The organism is Chelatococcus daeguensis (assembly GCF_001887265.1).
GTDB classification, from domain to species: domain Bacteria; phylum Pseudomonadota; class Alphaproteobacteria; order Rhizobiales; family Beijerinckiaceae; genus Chelatococcus_A; species Chelatococcus_A sambhunathii.
Genome location: NZ_CP018095.1, coordinates 3,249,229 through 3,271,527 on the forward strand (window position 1 = coordinate 3,249,229; position 22,299 = coordinate 3,271,527).

17 protein-coding genes are annotated in these 22,299 nt (G+C 67.8%); 12 read left to right on the top strand and 5 right to left on the bottom strand.

Annotated elements, in window-relative coordinates:
• Positions 1-112 precede the first annotated feature (112 nt).
• The gene (locus tag BOQ54_RS15440) at positions 113-613 is read left to right on the top strand and encodes a PAAR domain-containing protein (RefSeq protein WP_055460466.1); all 501 of its coding nucleotides are present in this window, start codon (positions 113-115) and stop codon (positions 611-613) included.
• A 76-nt stretch (positions 614-689) separates the two neighbouring features.
• Positions 690-1,448 (top strand): hypothetical protein, encoded by a 759-nt coding sequence (locus tag BOQ54_RS15445; RefSeq protein ID WP_063187092.1) that lies wholly within the window; start codon positions 690-692, stop codon positions 1,446-1,448.
• A 25-nt stretch (positions 1,449-1,473) separates the two neighbouring features.
• Here BOQ54_RS15445 and tagH read toward each other — a convergent pair whose 3' ends face one another.
• The 3 genes from tagH to BOQ54_RS15460 form a co-directional block, all read right to left on the bottom strand.
• A complete protein-coding gene (tagH, locus tag BOQ54_RS15450; RefSeq protein ID WP_071924228.1) occupies positions 1,474-2,829 on the bottom strand; it encodes a type VI secretion system-associated FHA domain protein TagH in 1,356 nt (451 codons plus the stop codon).
• A gap of 86 nt (positions 2,830-2,915) precedes the next feature.
• Positions 2,916-3,437, bottom strand: coding sequence for a DUF6931 family protein (locus tag BOQ54_RS15455; RefSeq protein ID WP_245280600.1), 522 nt, complete (start codon positions 3,435-3,437; stop codon positions 2,916-2,918).
• A 41-nt stretch (positions 3,438-3,478) separates the two neighbouring features.
• On the bottom strand, positions 3,479-5,329 hold the full coding sequence (locus BOQ54_RS15460) for a type VI secretion system Vgr family protein (RefSeq protein ID WP_071924229.1): 1,851 nt from the start codon (positions 5,327-5,329) through the stop codon (positions 3,479-3,481).
• A gap of 97 nt (positions 5,330-5,426) precedes the next feature.
• On the opposite strand from BOQ54_RS15460, the gene BOQ54_RS15465 reads away from it, so the two are divergent.
• From BOQ54_RS15465 to BOQ54_RS15510, 10 genes are all read left to right on the top strand, one after another.
• On the top strand, positions 5,427-5,957 hold the full coding sequence (locus BOQ54_RS15465) for an OmpA family protein (protein ID WP_055460462.1): 531 nt from the start codon (positions 5,427-5,429) through the stop codon (positions 5,955-5,957).
• 137 nt (positions 5,958-6,094) lie between these two features.
• Positions 6,095-7,528 (top strand): ImpA family type VI secretion system protein, encoded by a 1,434-nt coding sequence (locus BOQ54_RS15470; RefSeq protein ID WP_071924230.1) that lies wholly within the window; start codon positions 6,095-6,097, stop codon positions 7,526-7,528.
• 110 nt (positions 7,529-7,638) lie between these two features.
• Positions 7,639-8,181, top strand: coding sequence for a type VI secretion system contractile sheath small subunit (gene tssB, locus BOQ54_RS15475; protein WP_071924231.1), 543 nt, complete (start codon positions 7,639-7,641; stop codon positions 8,179-8,181).
• Positions 8,182-8,193: 12 nt separating this feature from the next.
• Positions 8,194-9,705 (top strand): type VI secretion system contractile sheath large subunit, encoded by a 1,512-nt coding sequence (gene tssC / locus BOQ54_RS15480; protein WP_055460460.1) that lies wholly within the window; start codon positions 8,194-8,196, stop codon positions 9,703-9,705.
• A gap of 137 nt (positions 9,706-9,842) precedes the next feature.
• Positions 9,843-10,334, top strand: a complete 492-nt coding sequence (locus BOQ54_RS15485) for an Hcp family type VI secretion system effector (protein WP_055460459.1) — start codon at positions 9,843-9,845, stop codon at positions 10,332-10,334.
• Between the two features lie 81 nt (positions 10,335-10,415).
• Positions 10,416-10,964, top strand: a complete 549-nt coding sequence (locus BOQ54_RS15490) for a type VI secretion system baseplate subunit TssE (protein WP_245280599.1) — start codon at positions 10,416-10,418, stop codon at positions 10,962-10,964.
• A 37-nt stretch (positions 10,965-11,001) separates the two neighbouring features.
• On the top strand, positions 11,002-12,957 hold the full coding sequence (tssF, locus tag BOQ54_RS15495; RefSeq protein ID WP_055460458.1) for a type VI secretion system baseplate subunit TssF: 1,956 nt from the start codon (positions 11,002-11,004) through the stop codon (positions 12,955-12,957).
• Positions 12,958-12,973: 16 nt separating this feature from the next.
• Positions 12,974-14,068 carry a type VI secretion system baseplate subunit TssG gene (tssG, locus tag BOQ54_RS15500; RefSeq protein ID WP_082464884.1) on the top strand — a complete coding sequence of 365 codons (1,095 nt, stop codon included), beginning with the start codon at positions 12,974-12,976 and terminating at the stop codon, positions 14,066-14,068.
• A gap of 14 nt (positions 14,069-14,082) precedes the next feature.
• Complete coding sequence (tssH, locus tag BOQ54_RS15505) at positions 14,083-16,749, top strand: type VI secretion system ATPase TssH (RefSeq protein WP_071924232.1); 2,667 nt, start codon at positions 14,083-14,085, stop codon at positions 16,747-16,749.
• A gap of 349 nt (positions 16,750-17,098) precedes the next feature.
• A complete protein-coding gene (locus BOQ54_RS15510; protein WP_083585996.1) occupies positions 17,099-18,619 on the top strand; it encodes a caspase family protein in 1,521 nt (506 codons plus the stop codon).
• Between the two features lie 234 nt (positions 18,620-18,853).
• On the opposite strand, the gene BOQ54_RS19840 is transcribed toward BOQ54_RS15510, so the two are convergent.
• Complete coding sequence (locus BOQ54_RS19840; RefSeq protein ID WP_186437996.1) at positions 18,854-19,000, bottom strand: hypothetical protein; 147 nt, start codon at positions 18,998-19,000, stop codon at positions 18,854-18,856.
• Between the two features lie 246 nt (positions 19,001-19,246).
• Positions 19,247-21,805, bottom strand: a complete 2,559-nt coding sequence (locus BOQ54_RS15520; RefSeq protein ID WP_071924235.1) for a caspase family protein — start codon at positions 21,803-21,805, stop codon at positions 19,247-19,249.
• Positions 21,806-22,299: the final 494 nt, after the last annotated feature.

The following is a 22,299-nucleotide window of genomic DNA, read 5'->3' on the forward strand; positions in this document are numbered from 1 at the left end:
CGGCCGAAGTCGTCGCGCAAGCAGTGCGCTTGATCGCACGTTGGCCCGGGCGCAAGATGACTGACGTGCGGGCGCGCACGAGCCCTGAAGCCCATTTGTCGGGGATCGCCGGATGCCGAAAGGTTTCGCCGCGCGGGTCACAGACCCGGTTCTCCATCCTCTGCCGGGCCTGCTGTCGCCTGGGCCGGGCAGCCCCACGGTATTCATCGGCGGCCTGCCGGCCTGGCGCGGCGTCACCGCCGGAGCCGCGGCCGCCATCCAGTCGGCCAAGGCGGCGTCGGAAGCGACCATCCGCGCTGCCGAGGCCGCGACGATCGCCGCCGCCGGCACGCCGGGCGCCCCCGCGGCCAAGGCCGCGGAAGAAGCGGCCAAGGCCGCCGCCGCCACGGCGATGGGATCGACCATCACCGCAGCCGCTGGCGGCGCCGACATTCACTTGTGTGCGACACCGCTCCCGATCCCGCCGCATGGACCGGGAGTCGTCGTTGACGGCTCGATGACGGTGCTCATCAACAATCTCGCAGCCTGCCGCATGGGCGACACCATCGTTGAGGCGGTGGGCCCGCCCAACAAGATCGCCATGGGTCTGCCGACCGTCATCATCGGTCCGTAACGCGTGCCGTGGCGCACGGCGGGGCCGCGCGAACGAAGGTTGATGACTGCGGGGGCCGCGGCAAGGGAGAAGCACGATGGCCATGCGCAGGGTTCCCGATCGTGAGGCTGCCAAGGCGGCGCGGTTCACGCATCAGACCGTCGAGCATTTCGGGAGCGATCCGCAGCTCGCGAAATCCCATGCCGAGACGCGCAACGGCCATGTCGTGAAGGTGCTGTGCTGGCTCGCGCTGCTGCGCGATGCGCAGAACCGCTCGCTGGCATTGTCGCCCCTTCCCCGCGTCACATGCGAAGAGGCGCGGTGGCAGCATTTCCGCGAACGGCGCCCACGCCAGGCGGCGCACGTGCTGCCAGGGCAGGTCATGGTCGACGGCCGCTATCCTTGGCTCTATTTCAAGGACATCACCCGTGCTCGCACCCTGCAGTCGCTCTTCGCCGAGGTGCGCGCCCTGCCCGCCAATTTCAACAAGGCCGACAGCGCCGCCGAGAACAAAGGCCTGACCGAGGCCTTCCGCGCCGCCGCCGAATACGTGCTGCGTGGCCACGCTCCGCTCCGGCAGGACATTGCCGAGGCCTACCGCACGCTGTGGGTTCCTGGCGCCCGCGCCGCCTATGCGGCCGCTGAGGAGCAGAAGCGATCGCGCCCATCGGTGCCCTCACCCGTCTACGACATCGAGCGCAATATCGTGAATCTGGAGGAAATCGCGGAAGCTGGCCAGTCACAATGGGACGTGCACGATCAGATTCGCATCCTCATGCGCTATGAGGCGAGCCTCGACGAGGTGCCACCGGAACTGCAGCCGCACAAGATGGACGAGATCCTCGGCCGGTCCTGACTGCAGGCCCACAAAGGGACGCGCTTCAGCCGCCCCGTCTGCCCTTGTCGTAGCATTCGGCGAAATAAACCATGAAGGCATCGACGAGGCCATGCTCGTGCGGCGCCGTCTTCGCCTGCCAGCGCGCAACATAAGCATCCCACAGCCGCGCCTTGCGCGAGCCGATGAGGCCGCCGATCCCCACATCCCCGGTCGCCTCGTCGATGGCTTCGGGGGCGAGATCTTCCATCAGCAGGCGCAACGCATGCTGCATGGCCGAATAGGTCTTCACCTGGTGGATCTTGAGATCACGAAAGCTCTGCGCCAGCGTCTGCCGCGCATCGAGATAGCCGCTCTCCGGCGACCCGAACATCCGGCGCAGCGCATCGTCCACCGTTGGCGAGAATTTGAGCGGGTTATTGTCGACGGCCTGGATCGTCGTCTGGCTGGCGCTGCGGGCAAGGCGCTTGCCCTCGGCGCGGGCGGCGAGCAACTGCTTGAGATCGTCGGCGACGAGGCGCATGAGCACGCCGAGATGCTCCGCGAATTCGCCCACATCACGGCCGGCAAGCGCCTCCTCGGGCAGGCCGGCGCCGCGCGCGAAGCGGGCGAGGAAATCGGCGCCTTGCGCGGCAGGAAACGGCACCGCTGGTGGCGGCCCCTGCTCTGCCGCACGCGCAGGCTCCTGTGCGGGGGGCGGCGCGGACGACGGCTCCGGCGGCTCGCTCCACGGATTGGCAGCTGCAGGCGCCGGCGGCCGGCGCGGCGTCGGGACGGGCGGCACGGGCGCAACGGCCGGTGGCTGCGGCACGGGCGCCGCCGCCCAGGACAGATCCTCGCCGGCAGGGACGCCGCTACGGGCGGGAGCCGGCCCTGCCGCACCAGCGCCACCCCCTGCCGCGGCGACATCGGGCGTTTCGACCGCCCAGTCGAGAAAATCCGGCCGCACGGGACGCAACTCGCGCGCCGGCTGGAAGTCGCGCCGCGGCGCGGGGGGGGCGGCATCGGGCGCGCTGTTCCAGAACCCGGTCGCGCGTGCAGACGGTCCGGGGGCTTCCTCTGCCGGCAGCGACGCCGGCTCGGTCGCATCGAGCGCGACCGCGATGATGTAGTCGCCGATCTCGATGCGGTCGCCATGGCGCAGCCGGTGCGGCGACTGCATGCGCTGCCCCGAGCCATTGAGATAGGTGCCGTTGGTCGACACGTCGGTCAGCCAGTAGGCACCGTCGTGATAGCGCACTTCGCAATGCTTGCCGGAGACGGTGCGGGTCGAATCCGGCAGGGTCCAGTCGAGGTGCTGGTCGCGACCGATATCGAGCCCGCGGGGGCCGGAGACGGAGACGCTGAGCGGGCCGCCGTCGGGCAGGCTGGCCATGTTCTCGATCGTGAGCGTCAGGGCCATCGCCGGGCTCGCCCTCCTCGCATCGGCGCCGCGCACGTCGCATCGCCTGCCGATCCTAGACCAATTTGCGCGCCGGTTGTATCGGCTCAGCGCCTCTCGCCGTCGGGCGTCAGCAGCGACAGCCCGGTTTCGAGACAGGCCGCGATCTGGCCGCCGCGCTCGTGCGCATCCACATGTGCCAGTGCCGTAAGGACGGCAGTCTGCGCCGCCTTGGCGGTGAGGTGAGGCGGGCACGGCACCGTGTGCCCTTCCACCAGGCTGCCGCCGGACCAGGCCGCTGCCAGCGCCGCCCAGGTGGCCGGGCGGCCGTGGTCGCCGGCCGAGCCGAGGGCGAGCGCGGCGCGGCGCCGCCCGTCCTCCGGCTCGCGCACCCAGTCTTCGGCGGCGGCGAGCGCTGCCGCCTCCTCTCCGGCCGACTGCGGCACAAGCGCCCGGACGCACCGGCATGCCCACCAGACCGCCTCGCGCCGCGGCAGGAGATAGGCGCAGAAGGTGATCGCCTCCTCCGGCGTCTCGCCTGCTGCGAGACGGCGGGCGAAGGTGAGCGGCGGCTCTTCCGTAGGCGGGGCGGCGATGTCCTCCCCCGCTTCCGGAAAGGCCTCGAACAAGCTTTTCGCCGTGGGAAAGCGCACCCGCTGCATGGCCGGCCTCAGTTGATCTGGACGATGCCACCCTTGATGACGACGGTCGCGTCACCCTTCACGCTGGTCTTCGTGCTCTTCACCGTCACGGTCGGCGACTTGATGGTCACCCCCGTCGGATCCATCGTGATCGTGCTCATGCCGACTTTGAAGCGGATCTTCAGCTTCGCCGTGACGTAGAGGCACCCCTGGTCGATGTCGAGATGATCGTCGCCCTTCTTCACGGTTGTCCTGCGTGCGAAATCGCCGGTCGGCTTCTTGAGGTCCCAGCCGATCTCCCGCGTCTCCTGGTGCCGGATCACGGAGGCGAGGTCCTTCTGCGCGTGCAGCGTGACGACCTCCTCGCCCTTCTTGTCCTCGAACTTCAGCTCGTTGTAGCCCCCGCCGCCCTTCGTGGAGTTGGACTTGAGGCCCGACACGGTCTTGTTCGCCGGCAGTTCGTAGGGCAGGTCGTGCTCGTCATTGTAGACCGTGCCGACGACGAGCGGCTGGTCCGGGTCGCCCTCGAGGAAGGCGACGACGACCTCCTGGCCGATGCGCGGGATGACCTGACCGCCCCAGCCCTTGCCCGACCACATCTGCGCGACGCGCACGCGGCGCGACGTCGTCCTGTCGTCCCTGTCCCAGTGGAACTGGACATAGATGCAGCCGTACTTGTCGACGTCGATCTCCTCGCCCTCCTCCCGGTTCTCGCCGACGACCCTGGCCGTCTGCAGGCCGGTGATGACCGGCCGCGGCGTCACCAGCGGCGCGCGGAAGCGGCGCTCGGTCGGCAGGAATTCGTAGGAGCCGCTGTAGATCTCGTCCTCGCCCGAGCCCGCCTGCGAGCGGTAGGCCTCGGTCGAGAAGCCGTGCCGGGCACTGGTCACGAGATAGTCGCCCTTGTAGCTCTCGCCGGGCACCTCGCCGACGCGCACCAGAGCCCCGGGATAGAGGCTCACGGCATCGCCGCTGGCATGGCGCTTGTCGTCCTGCGCCTGCGCCGCCTGCACACGGATCTCGGCGAAGCGTTCGCCGTCCTTGCGATCGGTGTAGCGACCGGGATAGTCGTAAAGCTCGTAGGCCCTGGCCCGGGCGGCTCCCTCCTCCCTGGAACGCTTCAGGTCGGCGCCAGACTTCGTGTAGTCGTAGTCGTTGAGCTCGACGCGCCCGGTTCGCAGACGCCGCTCGCTGAGCCAATGCGTGAGGTGCTCGCACTGACGCTGATCGTGCATCCCGCGCGGCAGGAAGGGAAAGGCACCGTCAGCCGGCGCCCCGCCGCGCGCCGCCGAGGGGCGCAGTTCCTCGTGCGCCGATCGGGAATCCGCCAGCACCAGCGTGTGCCCGTCGGCCGTATGCTTGAAGTAATAGTAAATCCCGTGCTCCTCCATGAGGCGTTGCACGAAGTCGAGGTCGCTCTCCCGATACTGGACGCAATAATCCATCAACTGGTAATCGTCCGACAGACGCAACTCGTAGCGGGCGCCCCTTTCATTGTCGAGAACGTCACAAATGATCTCGGGTGCGCGCTTGTTGTGGAAGATCCGGCAAGTCGCCTTCTGAGACAGAAGCCACAACCAGGGCCTGAGCACAAAACGGTAGACCTGTTCGTGCTCGCGCACGTCGAGACGTTGGCATTCGGCTGCAATGCCGTTGAAATGCCGCTCGCTGCCGTCGCGCAACCGGAAGCTGACGGAGCACTTCTCGCCCAGGAGTGGCTCGAGATTGGCGCTTCGCTGCTTACTCAGAGCATCTATCCTGTATTCGAATAGTTCACTCAGCCCCTCACGAGCATCGAAGCGAGTTAAGACGAATGCATCGTCGCCTAGTGGTGTCTTGAAGGAAGCAATACGCCGTGCCTGACTGAGATCGGTGCTCATGGATCAGCCTTCGACGCGTGTTGTGGCGCACGTACGGAACTTGACAATATAGGAAAATGGGAGCATCGTCGAGCAGTCAAAGACCGGGTGTGCTCCCATGCGCAGCAAGGTCCCTACAGTATTCGCGCTTGCGTTGCTTGTTCCCCTCTGTCAAACAGCAACGGCGCAGACAGCCTACAATGCCAACGACATCATCCGGCACTTCGCGCCGCAACCGGAGCTCGGCGCGACCCGCGGGCTGTGCATCGGCACCGAGGCCGAGTGCAAGCCCGCCCCGGCCAAGCCGGTGGTAGAGCCCTTCGATCTCGTCGTGACCTTCGACTACAACTCCGACGTGCTGACGCGCGAGGCGCGTCGCAACCTCGACGAGTTCGCCAAGGCGCTCAACGACCAAAGGCTCGCCACCGCCACCTTCCTCGTTGAGGGGCATACGGACGCGACCGGCAGCGAGGCCTACAATCTCGGCCTGTCGGAGCGCCGGGCGAGTTCCGTGGTGCGCTATCTCACCGAGAAGGGCATCGACGTCTCGCGGCTGACGGCGAGAGGCTATGGCAAGACACGGCCGCGCACGGCCAACCCCTATGATGCCGCCAACCGGCGCGTCGAGACGCGCCTGGAGATCCGCTAGAGCATTTGCCGCCGAAATGGACGCCGGCCGGCGAAGAACCGAAGGTCCGTTTCGGCGAAGACGCTCTCCGCTCGGCAAGAGCTGCAGCCGCGATCTCCGGCATTTCGGTGGCCCCTCGCAAGGAACTTCGCCCGCCGATGCCGGAGATCGACTTTTCCACCCTCACCGCCCCCGTCTCGCAGGATGCGCCCTGCGGGCCTGACCTCGAGCTCGCGGGCGATGCCAACTACATGAACTTCGTCGCCCGCCTCGAGGGCCTGCTGCCGGCCTCCTTCCTCAGCCACGACGCCGAGGGCCGGCTCGTACCCTTCGACAGGGGGAGCATCGACATCCCGGCGGAGATTTCGGCTCTCGCCAGCCTGCTCGCCGGCACGCGCGACCTGCGCCTCCTGGTGCTGCTGGCCAAGCTCCTCATCCTCAACCGCGATCTCGACCAGTTTGCTGCCTGCCTCGCCGGAATCGCCTCATTGCTAACGGAGCGCTGGGGCGAGGTGCATCCCGCCGGTGAGGATGGCGACTTCACGCTGCGCTGCGCGGCGCTGCAAACCCTCGACGACATGCCGACGGTGGTCATGCCGCTTCAGCATGTGCCAATCGCCCACAGCCGCCGCTTCGGCGCGATCAGCTATCGCGGCCACCTCGTGGCAAGCGGCGTCGCCGAACCGCGGGACGGCGAGGACGCTCCCGGAGTCGCCGCAATCGAGGCCGCCTTCACCGAGACGCCTCTGACGGACCTCGTCTCGACGCGCGATGCCCTCGCCGTCCTGCGTTCGGCACTCGCGGGCATCCGCCTCGTGACGCTGGAGAATGTCGGCGCCGCGGAGGCGGTGAGCTTCGAGCGGCTGTCCCCCCTGGCGGACGCCATGTTCAAGCTTCTCGACGAGGCCGTTGCCCGGCGGGATCCCGGTGCCGGGTCCGCTCCGCCCACCAAGGCGCAGGATAACTCGCCGAGCGAGGCGCCGCGGCCACTCGCCGGCCCCGGTCCGGCAACTGCGGTCATCGCCGCGCCGCACGAAGCCTCCGCCGCGCTCGCCGCAGCAGCAGCCTATTTCCGCCGCGCGGAACCGTCGAACCCGGCCATCCTCCTTGTCGGCCTTGCGCGAGAGATGATCGGCAAATCCTTCGCCGACGTGGTTCGCATCCTGATGCCGGAGTTCGCCGATCGGGCCGCTTTCCAAATCGGCAGCCGCCAAGTCCTGGAACTGCCGCTGGAGCGCCTGGCCGGCCTCCTGCCGGACGACGGCGGTCCCCTGGAGGACGAGGCCGCTTCTCTGGCGATGGGCGGCGAGGACGGCGACGAAGATCCGGGCAGGGGACAAGCCGCGACTGTTCCGGGAACGGCGCCGTCCGCGAACGACGCCGGCGGGCCGCGGCCGCAGCTGGCGGCAACGAGCCGGCGCGAGGCGCTCACGCTCATCGAAGCGGTCGGCACATATTACCGCGCTGCGGAACCCTCGAGTCCCATTCCGCTCCTGACCGAGCGCGCGTGCGGGCTCGCACAGCGCGATTTCCTCGGTCTGCTAAAAGATGTATTATCGGATCAGCTAAGGTCATCCGATGCCGAAGACTGACGCCGTGCTTGCGAAAACGACGTTGCTCTTCTTGGCTCGTCGAGTTGCCCGTGGGCAATCCGAGTAATTGCGCCCTGACGGACGCGCTGACGCGCAGAAGGGGATATCCGATGGCTGCAGACTCCGGACAGAAGTTCATCCGTCGCAACCGCGCGCCACGCGTGCACATTTCTTACGAGGATCCCTACGACGCCGAGCGGCAGATCGAGCTGCCCTTCGTCATGGGCGTGATGGCAGACCTGTCCGGCAACGACGCCGGCATGGAAAAGCCCGACATCGCGGACCGGAACTTCCTCGACTTCGACATGGACAACTTCGATCAGCGCATGGCGGCCATCGAGCCGGGCGTGTCCTTCAAGGTCGCCAACAGGCTCGGCACTGAAGATGGCGAGGCGCTCTCCGTCACCCTGCGCTTCCGCAAGATGGAGGATTTCGGTCCGGCCGCCATCGCGCGGCAGGTGCCGGCGCTCGCAAGGCTCCTCGCGGCGCGCGAGCAACTCGCCAACCTCCTGCGCTACATGGACGGGAAGGCGGCGGCGAGTGACCAGATCAAGGCCCTTCTGGCCGATCCGCAGCTGATGCTCGCCCTCAAGGAGCGGCTCGCCTCCGCGCCGGGCGGGAGCGAGGCAGCCAAGAGCGAAGCGCAAGAGTAAGGCGAGGGTGCCATGGCCACAGCAGCTGGACCCGAACGGCAGGCGAACGAAGCCGTCGTGACGACGCGCGATGCCGATGAATTCGCTTCAATCCTCAAGCAGAACTTCAAGCCCCGCACCGAGCGGGCGGCGACGGAAGTCGAGAATGCCGTCGCGACGCTGGTGCAGCAGGCTCTCGCCGACACCAGCGTGATCCAGGAGGACGTGCTCGACACCATCGAGAGCATGATCGCGCGCATCGACGAGAAGCTGACGGCGCAGATGAACGAGATCCTGCATGCGCCGGAGTTCCAGCAGATCGAGAGCGCCTGGCGCGGCCTCCATTATCTCGTCTTCAATTCCGAGACGGACGCGACCCTCAAGATCCGGGTGATGAACATCTCGAAAAACGAGATCTACCGCAACCTGCGCCTCTTTCCCGGCGCGCGCTGGGACCAGAGCCCGCTGTTCAAGAAGGTCTATGAGCACGAGTTCGGTCAATTGGGCGGCGAGCCCTACGGCTGCCTGATCGGCGACTATCACTTCAGCCACACGCCGACCGACGTGCAATTGCTGCGCGACCTCAGCAAGATCGCGGGCGCGGCCCATACGCCCTTCTTCGCCGGGGCCGATCCGACGCTGCTCGGTATGGATGCCTGGACGGAACTCGCCAATCCGCGCGACCTCGGCAAGATCTTCGACACGCCGGACTATGCGGCCTGGAAATCGCTGCGCGATTCCCCCGATGCGCGTTATGTCGGGCTCTGCCTGCCGCGCGTTCTGTCGCGCCTGCCCTACGGCGCCAAGTCCGAGCCGGTCGAGGAATTCGCCTTCGAGGAGGAGACGGACGGGCACAAGGGCGAGAAATACGCCTGGATGAACGCCGCCTATGCCATGGCGGTCAACATCAACCGCGCCTACAAGGAATATGGCTGGTGCACGCGCATCCGCGGCGTGCAGTCGGGCGGCGAGGTCGTCAACCTGCCCACCCACACGTTCCCCACGGACGACGGCGGCGTCGACCTCAAATGCCCCACCGAGATCGCCATCAGTGACCGGCGCGAGGCCGAACTCGCCAAGGCCGGGCTCATCCCGCTGGTCCACCGCAAGAATACTGACAAGGCGGCCTTCATCGGCGCCCAGTCGCTCTACAAGCCCAAGACCTATTTCGGGCCCAACGGGGTCGAGGCGACGGCATCCGACAACCTTTCCGCGCGCCTGCCCTACATGTTCGCCGTCTCGCGCTTCGCGCACTATCTGAAGTGCATGGTGCGCGACAAGATCGGATCCACCAAGGAGAAGGAGCAGCTCAAGAAGTGGCTGCAGGACTGGATCTTCGAATATGTGGACGGCGACCCCCTCAATTCGACAGAAGAGACGAAGGCGCGGCGACCGCTCGCGGACGCGCGCATCGACATCTTCGAGAACGAGGAAAACCCGGGCTATTACGCGGCGAAATTCTATCTCAGGCCCCACTACCAGCTCGAAGGCATGGATGTCGGCCTGAGTCTCGTATCCCGCCTTCCGGCACCTGTTAATCAGTGAAAGGTGCCTGACAACGACGGCAGGGCCGGGGCCCTGCCGCACAAGGTCCGCCCGATGCCGCAGTGGCGGCACGCGAGAGCGAGGGCCTTCAGTGTCTAGGGTCGAGCCGGGCTGCAGATAACCGTTGGAGACCTACGATGGCATCAGTCGACTACTTTCTGAAGCTTGACGGCATCAAGGGCGAATCGCACGACGACAAGCATAAGGAGGAAATCGACATTCTGTCGTTTTCCTGGGGCGCCAGCCAGTCGGGCACCGCCCATTACGGTGGCGGCGCCGGCGCCGGCAAGGTGCAGTTGCAGGACATCGTCTTCACCATGAGGATGAACAAGGCGAGCCCAACGCTCTATCTCAAATGCGCCAAGGGCGAGCACATCCCCAAGGGCAAGCTCACCGTGAGGAAGGCGGGTGGCAAGCAGGAGGAGTACCTGGTCTACGAGTTCGAGGACATCATCATTTCCTCCATCAACACGGCCGGGCACGACGGCGCCGAGTCGAGCATCCCCATGGAGCAGCTGGCGCTCAACTTCGCCAAGGTTAAGATGACCTACAAGGAACAGAAGGCCGACGGCTCTCTCGGCGCCCCGGTCGAGTTCAAGTGGGATGCGAAGAAGAACATCTCGGCCTAGAGCGGCGGCTGGCCGGCAGCGCCGCCTTGATGGCGGCGCCCGCGCCTTTCCGACGATACCGGGCAGGATGCGTGAGGTTCCATGGTGAACCCGAAGAGCAAGGACAGGCTGCGCCCGCCGCTCATGTACGCATTCCGGGAGGCGCATGCGGCCCGCGACGCGCGCAAGAAGCTCGACTTGAGAGACGAGGCGGGTGAGCGCATCGTCGCCGGGCGGCGCGGCGCCCCGCGCCTCGCTATCACCGATCCGAAACTCAGGCAGGAAGTGATCCGCGACCTCGAGATTCTTCTCAACACCGTCAATCTCGCGTCCTCGCTGCCGCTCGACGCCGCCGAGCACGTGCGTTGCTCGATCCTCAACTACGGCCGGCCGGATCTCGTGCGCCGCTCGATCGACGAGTTCTCCGTCGGCAGCATCGGCGCCGAGATTGCCGAGACGCTTGCCCGCTTCGAGCCTCGCCTTGCACGCGACTCCCTGACGGTCGTACGCGACGACAGCGTCGATGCCGCGGCGCTGCGCGTGCGCTTCCTCATCGCGGCCGCGCTCGGTTGCGAGCCCCTGGCCGCTTCCGTCGAATTCGTCGCCGACGTCGAGCTCGACACCGGCAAGGTGGTCGTCGCCCGCCGCTGAGGTTGCGACAGGGCGACCGGAAAGGAACGGACTGCCGATGAACAGGGAGTTTCTCGCGCTCTACAATCGCGAGCTTCAGGTGCTCAGCGAGCATGCGCGCGAATTCGCCGAGGAATATCCCGGCATCGCCGAACGCCTCGGCGGGCTCGTCGCCGAGCGCATGGACCCGATGGTCGCGGGGCTCCTCGAAGGCGCCGCCTTCCTTGCTGCCCGCGTGCAGCTGAAACTCAAGCACGAGTTTCCCGAGTTCACCAACAACCTCATCGAGCAGCTCGTACCGAACTATCTTGCCCCGACGCCCTCTGCGATGCTGGCGAAGATCGTGCCGCCCTATTCCGACCCGGGCCTGCGTGACGGCAGCCGCATCCGCCGCGGCGCCTATCTCGATGCAACCTACCGCGAGCGCGACCGGCGCGTGACCTGCCGCTACCGGCTCGCCGCCGACGTAACGCTATGGCCCTTCGACGTGGCGGCGGCCGAATATATCGCCAATCCCGCGAGCCTTCAGGCGCTCGGCGCTGCCGGCGGGGCCGACGTGGCAGCAGGCCTGCGGCTCACCCTCTCCCACCGCCTTGCCGCGCGGCGCGAAGACGAGCCGGCCGACAAGGATGCCAAGGAGCCCACGGGCTGGTTCGCCGGCTGCCGCACGACGGATCTTCCCATCCACATCCTCGGCGCGGAGGCGGACGCGATCGCGCTCTACGAGCAGATCTTCGGCCACTGCACCGGGGTCTATTTCCGCTATCTCGACACCTATGGGGACCCCATCGTCATACCGATGCCGGCCGACATCCTCGAGGCGGTCGGCTTCGGCGAGGACGAGGCGCTCCTGCCTCAGGACAAGCGGATCTTCCGCGGCTTCGAGCTGCTGCGCGAATATTTCCTCTTCCCCCGCAAGTTTCTCGGCTTCCGAGTGAAGCGGCTCACCGAGGTGCTGCCGCAGGTCAAGGCCAGGTCGCTCGACCTCCTCCTGGCCTTCGACGAGGCGCACACGCGCCTTCCGGCGGCGGTGGAGCCGGGCATGTTCGCCCTCTATGCGGTGCCGGCGATCAACCTGTTCGAGAAGACGACGGAGCGCATTCCCGTCCGGCCGAACCAGCATGAATATCACGTCGTGCCGGACCGAAGCCGCAACCTCGACTATGAGCCGCACCGCATCCTGGAGGTGCATGCCCATTACACGGGCGGGCGCGAGAAGGTGCCGGTGCGGCCGCTCTATTCTGCCGCCGCGGCCAGCCATCCCGGCGGCCCCTTCTACACCATCCGCCGGCTGCCACGTCGCCGCTCCGCCGAAGAGCGCCGCTGGGGCGCACCATCCGACTACACGGGCACAGACGTCTTCATCACGCTCGGCGAGCCGGCCGGAACAGGCGACGGGGAGAGCATCGCCGAGCTCAGCGTGCGGGCCCTGTGCTCCAACCGCCACCTGCCGGAGCATTTGCCCATCGGCGAAGGCGGGGCGGACTTCCGGCTCATCGACAACGTGGCACTCGACGTCTTCTGCATCGCCGGACCGACGCCGCCGCGTGAGCCCGTCGTTTCCTACCGGCAGAGCCGCGGCGAGAACGCCTCGACCGGCACGGTCGCCTGGCGGCTTATCGACATGCTCAGCCTCAACCATCTTGGTCTCGTCCGCCACGGCGCAGGCCAGAATGCGGAGGCACTGCGCGAGATCCTGTCGCTCTTCGCGGATCTTTCCGACAGCACCACCGAGCGCAGGCTGCGCGGCATCCGTTCGCTGACCAGCCGGCCGGTTGTGCGACGGCTGCGCGCGCGCGCCGGCACCGGTGCCGCACGCGGGCTCGAAATCACGGTCACGCTCGACGAGAAGGCCTTCGAAGGCAGCGGCGCCTTCCTGCTCGGCACGGTGCTCGACCGTTTCTTTACCGAATATGTCACGCTCAACCATTTCACCGAGACGGTGATCTTCTCGACAGAGCGCGGCGAGATCCTGCGCGGGCCGCCGCGCGCCGGATCGAGGACGCTGATGTGACCGCCGGGGGCCCGCCGTGAACGAGAACCCGCGCACCGCAATGGCCGATGCCGTCGAACTGTCGGCCGCAGAAAACAGCCGCGCGGCTCAGGACCGTTTTCTCGACGCTCTTCGGCGCGAGCCCTGGCGCTTCGACTTCTTTACGGTCCTGCGCCATCTCGAGCGCAACCATCCCGAGTGCCCGCGCATCGGCGACAGCGCCACCCGCCGCGACGACTACGTTGCGCTCGGAGAGGATCCCTACCTCGACTTCCCCGCCTCGACGCTCGCCCGCGCCGACCGCGACAGCCGCGAGCGTGTCCGGCTCTTCGTGAAGTTCCTCGGCCTGCTCGGCCCGCAGGGCGCCCTGCCGCTTGCCACGACCGAGGAGGCGCACGCCTGGCACCTGGCGCATGACGACGCCTTTCCGCGATTCCTCGACATCCTCAACCACCGCTTTCTGCAGCTCTTCTTCCGTGCCTGGGCCGATGCGCGGCCCATCGCCCAGCACGACCGGCCCGACCTCGACCGTTTCGGCGCCTATATCGGCGCGGCCGTCGGCATCGCCTCCCCGCATATGCGCGGGCGCGACACGGTGCCGGATGCCGAGAAGCTCGCCTTCGCCGGGCTCCTTGCGCCCCAGGCGCGCTCGGCTTCGCGGCTGCGCAGCTTCCTCGCCGGCCTCTTCGACATCGATGTGGAGATCGAAGAATTTGTCGGCTCGCGCCTCGTCTTCCAGAAAGATGAGCGCACGCATCTTGGCCGGCAACACTGCGGCCTCGGCATCGATGTACTCGTGGGCGCCAGCGTCTTCAGCGTCGAGGACAAGTTCCGCGTCCACCTTTTCACGGACAGCCTTGCCGACTATCGCCGCTTCCTGCCCGGTGGCGACCGCTCGGCCATGCTGGCGGATGCGGTTTTCCACGTCCTCGGCGACATGCTCGACTGGGACGTGGAACTCGCCCTGCCCGCCGGCCGCGTCGAGCCCGTACGTCTCGGCCGCTCCGGCGAACTCGGCTGGACGAGCTGGATGGCTCCAAATTGGGCGGCGACCGACGAAACGGTGCGGCGGGATGCGCGCTTCCACCCCGCCGAGCGTCTGCGGCGCGCCCGCAACATCAACGCCCGATAGCAAGGGGGCGCCCCATGGCCGACATTTCGCTCGAAGCAGTCACCGGCAAGCTGAACCGCGTTGGATACGAGACCTTCATCCAGGCCCTCCGCCAGGCCAAGGGCGCCGGAAACCGCCATGTCGAACTGGCGCACTGGCTCTTCCACATCCTGCAGCACGACGCGGCCGACATCACCCTGACCATCGACCATTTCGGCCTTGAACGGGGCCGGCTGCTCGCCGACATCGGCCATGTCGTCGAAGGCTTCGCCAAGAACGAAACCGAGATGCCGGGCGTGTCCAACGCCGTCATCGATGCGCTCGACCGCGGCTGGCACTATGCCACCCTCTTCTTCGGCGAGACACAGATCCGCACGGGCCATATCCTCGTCGGCGCGCTGAAGTCGCTCGAACTGCGCCGCGCCCTGACGAGCGCCTCGCGCGAGTTCGGCAAGATCCCGGTCGATCAGCTGGCGAGCGAATATCGGGCCATCTGGGCCAGCTCCGAGGAGGAGAACCTGCGCCCGATCGACGGCGCGGGCCTCAGGGCCGCCGGTACGCCGGGGGCGGAAGCCGTGGCGGAGCAGGCCGGCACCACGGCGCTCGACCGCTTCTCGCACGACCTCACGGCGAAAGCGCGCGCGGGGGAGATGGACCCGATCGTCGGCCGCGACGAAGAGATCCGCCAGATCGTCGACGTGCTCATGCGCCGGCGCCAGAACAACCCGATCCTCACCGGCGAGGCCGGCGTCGGCAAGACGGCGGTGGTCGAGGGCTTCGCCCAGCGCATCGCCGCCGACGACGTGCCGCCGCCCTTGCGCGGCGTGCGCCTGTGCGCCCTCGACATCGGCCTGATGCAGGCCGGCGCCTCCATGAAGGGGGAATTCGAGCAGCGCCTGCGCTCGGTCATCGACGAGGTGCAGAGTTCACCGCAGCCCATCATCCTCTTCATAGACGAGGCGCACACCCTCATCGGTGCCGGTGGCGCGGCCGGCACGGGCGATGCCGCCAATCTGCTGAAGCCCGCCTTGGCCCGCGGCACGCTGCGCACCATCGCGGCGACGACCTGGGCGGAGTATCGGCAATACTTCGAAAAGGATCCGGCGCTGACCCGCCGTTTCCAGCCGATCCAGATCGACGAGCCCGACGTTCAGCGCTGCTGCGACATGCTGCGCGGCATCCTCGCCCCCATGGAGAAGCATCACGGCGTGCGCATCTCGGACGCGGCCATCGTCGCCGCCGTCGAGCTGTCGCATCGCTACATCCCCGCCCGGCAATTGCCGGACAAGGCCGTGAGCCTGCTCGACACGGCCTCGGCCCGCGTCGCCATCAGCCAGACCACGACACCCGCGACGATCGAGGACACGCGCGTTGCCATCGCTGCGCGCGAGAAGGAGAAGGCCGGGCTCGTCGCTGAGCGCGACCTCGGCAGCGCCGATGAGGACCGCATCGCCGCGATTGACACCGAGATCGGCACGCTCACCGAAAAGCTCGCCCGTCTCGAGGAGGAATGGCAGGCAGAACAGGCGATCATCGCCGAAATCCACGCCCTGCGCGACAAGCTCGCCGCGCCGAAGGGAGAGGGGGAAACGGAGGCCGAGACAGAGCCCGAGGCCGAGGCGACGCGCGCGATGCTCAAGGAGAAATTCGCCGCGCTCGATGCGATGGAAGCCGAGGCGCGCAAGATCTACGCCCATGTCGACGAGGCGGCCGTCGCCTCCGTCGTCTCGGACTGGACGGGCATACCCGTCGGCCGCATGGTGCGCGACGAGATCGAGACCGTGCTGGCGCTGCCGGACATCCTCAACCGGCGCGTCATCGGCCAGTCACACGGGCTCGAGATCATCGCCAAGCGCATCGAGACCAGCCGCGCGCGGCTCGACAACCCGAACAAGCCCATCGGCGTCTTCATGCTCTGCGGCCCCTCGGGCGTCGGCAAGACGGAGACGGCGCTGGCGCTCGCCGAGGCGCTCTACGGCGGCGAGCAGAACGTCATCACCATCAACATGTCGGAGTTCCAGGAAGCGCACACGGTCTCGACGCTGAAGGGCGCGCCGCCCGGCTATGTCGGCTATGGCGAGGGCGGGCGGCTGACGGAGGCCGTGCGGCGCAAGCCCTATAGCGTCATCCTGCTCGACGAGGTCGAAAAGGCCCACCCGGACGTGCACGAAATCTTCTTCCAGGTCTTCGACAAGGGCCAGATGGAGGATGGCACCGGCCGGCGCATCGACTTCCGCAACACCCTCATCCTCCTCACCTCCAACGTCGGCACGGATGTCATCATGGAGCTCGGGCAGGACGCGGCCTATGCGGGCGATCCGGAAGCGCTCGCCGCCGCCCTCAGGCCGGAGCTGCTGCGCGTGTTCCCGGCGGCGCTGCTCGGCCGCATCGTTATCATTCCCTACCTGCCGTTGTCGCAGGAGGTGCTCGCCGGCATCGTGCGCCTGCAGCTCGGCCGCATCGCGCGGCGCATCGACGAGGCCCACGGCGCCACCTTCATCTACGACGATGAGGTGGTGGACCATATCGTCGCTTTGTGCCGCGACCCGGAATCCGGCGGGCGCATGATCGACAACGTCATCACCAACACGCTGCTGCCCGCCCTCTCGCGCGAGTTCCTGAAGCGTTCCCTTGGCAAGGGAGCGGTCGCGGAGGCGCGGGTCTTCATCGAAGAAGGCACCTTCGCCTATGCTTGGCGCTGATGAACGAGCAAAAGAAAACCCTCCGCCATGTGCGGCGGAGGGGTGAAAGTCGTGTCTTCTGGTCGAGACAGGCGTAGAATGCCTGACGAAGAGACCGGCAGCGGTGCGCAACAGCACGATGAGGGCTGATGGCACGGGAAGCCGGCGGGAACGGTCGGCGGGCCGGCATGTGCGCCGCCTCACGGCAGCTGGCGAAAGACCCGCCTAACGTCGGACTGCACCGGCAGGCAGGCGCGGCAGCCTGCGCGGCGAAATCGCCCGGAAGAGACGAGGCCGACAGCCTGCCATCCATGATGGATGCCCGGTGCGCGCGCGAGACGCCGTCTCGCAGGCTGAGGAGGGTATTTTCATGACCAGTCCAGCCGTGGTTCCCCGGCCAATGCGGCCGGGCCATCTCGTGAACTGGCTCGCCGCCGCCGTCGTTGCAGTCATCCTCACCCCATGGCCGGCGGAAGCCGCCAAGCGCGTCGCGCTCGTCGTCGGCAACGCGTCCTACGAGGCGATCCCCGCGCTGCCGAACCCGATGCGGGACGCGGCGGCGACGCGCGATGCCCTGACGGAGGCGGGCTTCGAGGTCGTCCACCTCGCTGACGCCACCCTGCCCGCCTTCCAGGCGACACTCGATGCCTTCGCCAAGAAGGTCGAGGCGGCGGGCGAGGATGCGGCAGCCGTCGTTTTCTACGCCGGCCATGCCGTCCAGCTCGCCGGCACGAACTACCTGCTGCCGATCGACGTCAAGCCCCGCACCGATGCCGACGTGCCCGGCCAGTCGGTCTCGCTCACCGACATCCTGAAGCGCCTCGACGCCACGAAAGCGCGCACCAAGATCGTCATCCTCGATTCCTGCCGCGACAATCCCTTCGTCAACCCGGCCGGAGCGCGCGGTCTCGCGTTGACGCTCCTCGACGGTGCCGGCGCCGGCCCCGCGGGCGAGACCGGCCTTGCGCGCATCGAATCGAAGGGCGGCACCCTCGTCGCCTTCTCGACCTCCCCGGGCGCGACGGCGGCCGACGGCACCGGCGAGCACAGCCCCTTCGCCGCCGCCTTCCTCAAGCTGGTACGGGAGCCGGGCCTGCCGGTGGAGCAGCTGTTCCGCCAGGTGCGCCTCGCCGTCTACGAGACCACCGGCGGCCAGCAGACACCATGGGAGACCTCGTCGCTGACGACGCCATTCAGCTTCTTCGAAGGACCGCCGCAGACGGCAGCCGACACGGTTGAGACCACCGGCTCGACGGGGGCCGCCCAGGTCACGACCGCCGCCCTCACCGGACAGACGGCGGCGGAGGCTTTCCGCACCGCCCTCTACTGGGACACGCTGGACGCCTACCGCCTGTTCCTCGCCGCCCATCCCGACGACCTGCTGGCGCTGCGCGTGCACCGCATCCTGACGCTGCGGCAGGAGGAGATGGCCTGGGCCGAGGCCGTGCGCGACGGCACGAAGGACGCTTTCGCCCTCTATCTGCGCCTGTTCCCCGGCTCCTCGCACGCCGAGGCGGCCATGCGCCTCGCCGCCACCGCGCCGGAGCGCGCAAGGCTGCAGCTGGCAGCCGTATGCCCCGCCCCGGCACCCGCGCTCAAGCCCACAAAGACCAAGTTGACGCCCGCGCCGGCACCGAAGAAGACGAAGAAGGCCACGACCAAGCCGCGCCGCGCGCCCGCGCCGGCGGACGACTTTGAAGAGCCTGTGTGGGTCGAGCGGCCCGTGCGCACCTATGACCCCGGCCCAGCCATCGCGGTCGACATCATCGGTGGCGCCATCTTCGGCGGCATGAGCCGGCCACGCCCCCCACGCATGCGCGATGACGGCGGTTATCGCCCGATGCCGCAGCGCCAGCCCATGCCGACCTCGCCGAGTTACGGGTATCGATAGGATCAGGTGACGCCGGGCCCGGCTGTGAGGGCCCGGCGTCAGCAGCCGGCAACGTCTTGTCAGGCGGGCTGGAGCGCCCGCCTATCCCTCAAGGCCGTCATGCCCGCGCTCGTCGCGGGCATCCACGCAGTGGAAGCAGCATGCAGGATCAAGGGCGTGGATGGCCGGGACAAGCCCGGCCATTACGGTAGGGACGTTGCACTTGGCTGGCTGTTACTTCTGCTCGCGGTTGAATCAGTAGCTGCAGCATTCAGCCCTGCCACCCACCGCCACCGCCGTCACTCCCGGGATCTCCGCCGCCGCCTGGACCACCACCGCCCGATCCTCCTCCGCCGGGGCCGCCACCTCCACCTGGTCCTCCTCCGCCGGGGCCGCCGTCATTTCCTCCGTTACCGGAATCGCTTGGTGAGAAGTACCGCGGCGCCCTCGTGGGTGCAGTAGTCCGTATCCGCGAGGTCGTTCCACGCGGTGCCGCCGTCGTCGTGCGGGAGGTGCGGGGCTCCATCGCCGTGTCATAGGGCCGTGTCTGCGTCATGCACCCCGTGAGGGACGTTGCGCCGAGCAGCAGCAGCGTCGCCACAGCGACGCTCGTCGTGGCACCGTGGGACATCTGCGTCTTCCTTTCCGTCAGAAGAGATCGACCCGGGGATTGCGTTGCTGCCAGGCGTCGCGGGCGAGTGCGACGAGGGTGTCGTCGAGCGCACCGCCCCCTGCGTCGAAGCTGCGCCCGAGCTGACGGGCGAATTCGCGGGCGGCGGCCGTCTTGGCCTCGGCGGGAAGCTGCGTGAGGCGCTCCCGCGCCGCCGTATTGCCGTTGGTGCGGTCGAGCGCCACGGCGAGGGCGAAGAACTGTGCTGCGATCTGCCGGTTGCGTGGCGTCGGCTTGGCCAGAACGAGCTCGCCCCGGGCCGATGCGCCCCAGCTGTCGCCGCGCTCGGCCGCCTGCTCGAACCAGCGCGCCGCCGCCGCCGCGTCCCGCTTCACGAAGATGCCGTCGCGGTACATGCGGCCGATGTTGTAGGGCGCGGCCGGGTGCCCGTCCTTCGCGGCAGCGGTGAAGAAATCGTAGGCCCGCTTCGGATCCTTCTCCACGCCCGTGCCGCCGAGATAGGCAAGGCCGAGATTGTTGAAGGAATAGATGTCCTTGCGCGCCGCTCCGGCCCGGTAGAAGGCGACGCCCCGGCCCTCGTCCGGCGACATGTTGCGGCCGTAGAGGAAGATGGCGCCGAGCTCGTTCATCGCATAGGTGTGGCCCATCTCCGCTGCCCTGAGCAGCATCGCCAGGCCACCCGGCACATCCTGCGGTAGGCCGCGACCGTAGAAGAGCGCCCGGCCGTAGTTGTAGACGCCGTAGGGATCCCCCAGGTCGGCGCTGCGTCTATAGTAGTCGTTGGCTCTGGCGCGATCCATCGGCCGGCCGGCATTGACCGTGTACAGATACCCGAGCTGGTTGAGCGCCCGCACATGGCCGCGCGCGGCGCTCTCCTCGAAACTCGCCCAGGCCGCGTCGAGCTCGCGGCTCGCCAATTGGGCGCGACCGAGCTGGTAGAGGAAGCGCGTGACCTGCGGATAGTCGCGGCGCGCCTCGTTGCAGGCGGCGAGTGCCTTCGGCCCGTCGATCTCGTTGGGCAGGACGCCGGCCGTAACGCCGGCAAGGTCGAGCGGCTCGCCGGCCAGCACGTCACAGGCGTGCAGCACGGGCTCGACGGCGACCTTCGCCACCAGGGGCGCGCGTCCCGCCGCCCTCGGCAGGCCGAGCGTCAGCGAAAAGGCCTGGGCCTGCGTGCCGATCTGCGGCTCGTAGGCGAGGCGGGCGAGGCTCGAAGCGCCGATGCGTGCCCCGGCGAGCACCGTCTTACCGTCGAGCCGCAACACACCCTTGGGCGGAATGGCATCGACCGAGACGATGGGCTCGCCCGCACCGGCCGGTGCCTCGAAAGCGGGAAAGCCGAGCGGCACGGGGCCGACGCCGATGGGCACGCGCGCCTTGTGCGCCGCGAGGCGCTTGGCGAAGCGCTCCATCACGGCGCCGTCTTCGGCCTCGGCGGAGCGGGTCGGCCGGGTTTTCGTATCGCGCGCTCCGGCCTGCGCGACGGTCGCGTCCGTCACGGTGAGCGCAACGAGCCCGCGGCTCGACTGCTCGAAGCGGTTGGATACCGTGTAGCCCAGAATGCCGACAAAACCGGGCGCGACCCCCTCGCTGCGGTAGACGATCCGCCCGAGAGCCGAGGCCGGATAGGGCTCAGCAGCGGCGACGGGCACGCCGTCGAGCAGGATCCGGCCCTGCTCCGGCAAAAGGTCGAAGGAAACCTTGAGGTCCGCCTCCTGGTAGGTCTGCGGCTCGGGGATACCCACGCGGATGGTGCTGCCGGCGGCAACCTGGACGTGCTGCATCGGCGCAACCACCGGTGCCACGTCGCGCGAGATGAAATAGAACGGGTCGGTCAGCGAGGAATTCTCCCAAGGCACCTGTCGGCCGCCGGTCGCCTTGATGACATCGCGGCGCACGTCCGTGAGGAGCGAGCGGATTTCCTGGTTGGGCGTCAGAGCCCGGGAGGTGAAGGCCTGCGTGAAGGGGCTGAGCGGCCCCTCGCCATCATAGGAGACGTTGCCGGGCTCAGTGGAGAACGAGATGAGAGTGCCGATGCCCGGGCGAATGTCCGCAAGGCCCTGGCGCTGTTCCACCGGACGCAGCTTCTCCGCTACCCAGTAGCGCTCGGCCCGGAAGGGATTGTTGCGGCAGGCATCCAGAAAGACGATCTGCGTCTTCGCCGTACGCCGCATCTGGTCGAGGATCGCCTCGAGATCGACGGTCTGGATCTCCACGTCATAGGCCGTCGATAGGGTGGCATCGGTCGGTACCACATAGTTGCGGCCCGACAGCTGCACCGCATGGCCCGAATAGTAGAAGAGCCCGACATCCGCCCCGTTGAGGGAGCGGAAGAAGCGCTTGATGCTCTCCTCCAGCGCCAACCGGTCCTGGTCGATACCGGCGATGACATCGAAGCCTGCGCGCCGCAGCGTCGTCGTCACCTCCTCGACCTCGTTGGCCGGGTTCTTCAGCGCCGGCAGGGTGTCATAGCGTGCATTGCCGATGACGAGCGCGACGCGGCGGGTATCGGCCTGCGCCGGAAGGGCTAGAACGCCAGCGGCAAGGACGAAAAGAAAGGCACCGAGGAAAGTCACGAATCGGACCGGCCCGGAGCGACGAGGGCACCATGACGATCCGGCGAAAGGCAACGAGAGAATGCTTGCGATCACCGCAGCCCCCTTCTCATCGTCTGCCAATTCTACTCGCACGGGGTGAAGGAGGAAAGCGCGTTGCCGCACGGACAGGCGCGCCGGTCAGCTTCCGTCGCGGCGTTCCTTACTCTGCTGCCACTGACGCCAGGCCGCATAGAGGTCCGGACGCTCGTCGAGGCGGATGGGATCGTGGCTGATGGTCATCGACTGCGCGGCGAAGGGCCCGCAAGATCGGCTTCGATCGCCGCAGTCGACAGACCGTGGAGCGCGGCATCCTCGTTCGTATAGGCATAGACGACCGCACCGACGCCGGATGGGCGCATGGTGGCGAGGCACATCGGGCAGGAATGGCCGCCTTCCCTCACGGCGACGGCACCGAAGGGTCATCCGCCTTTGACGACATTCGCATAGGCGAGATCGACCGCCTCGCAGAGGAG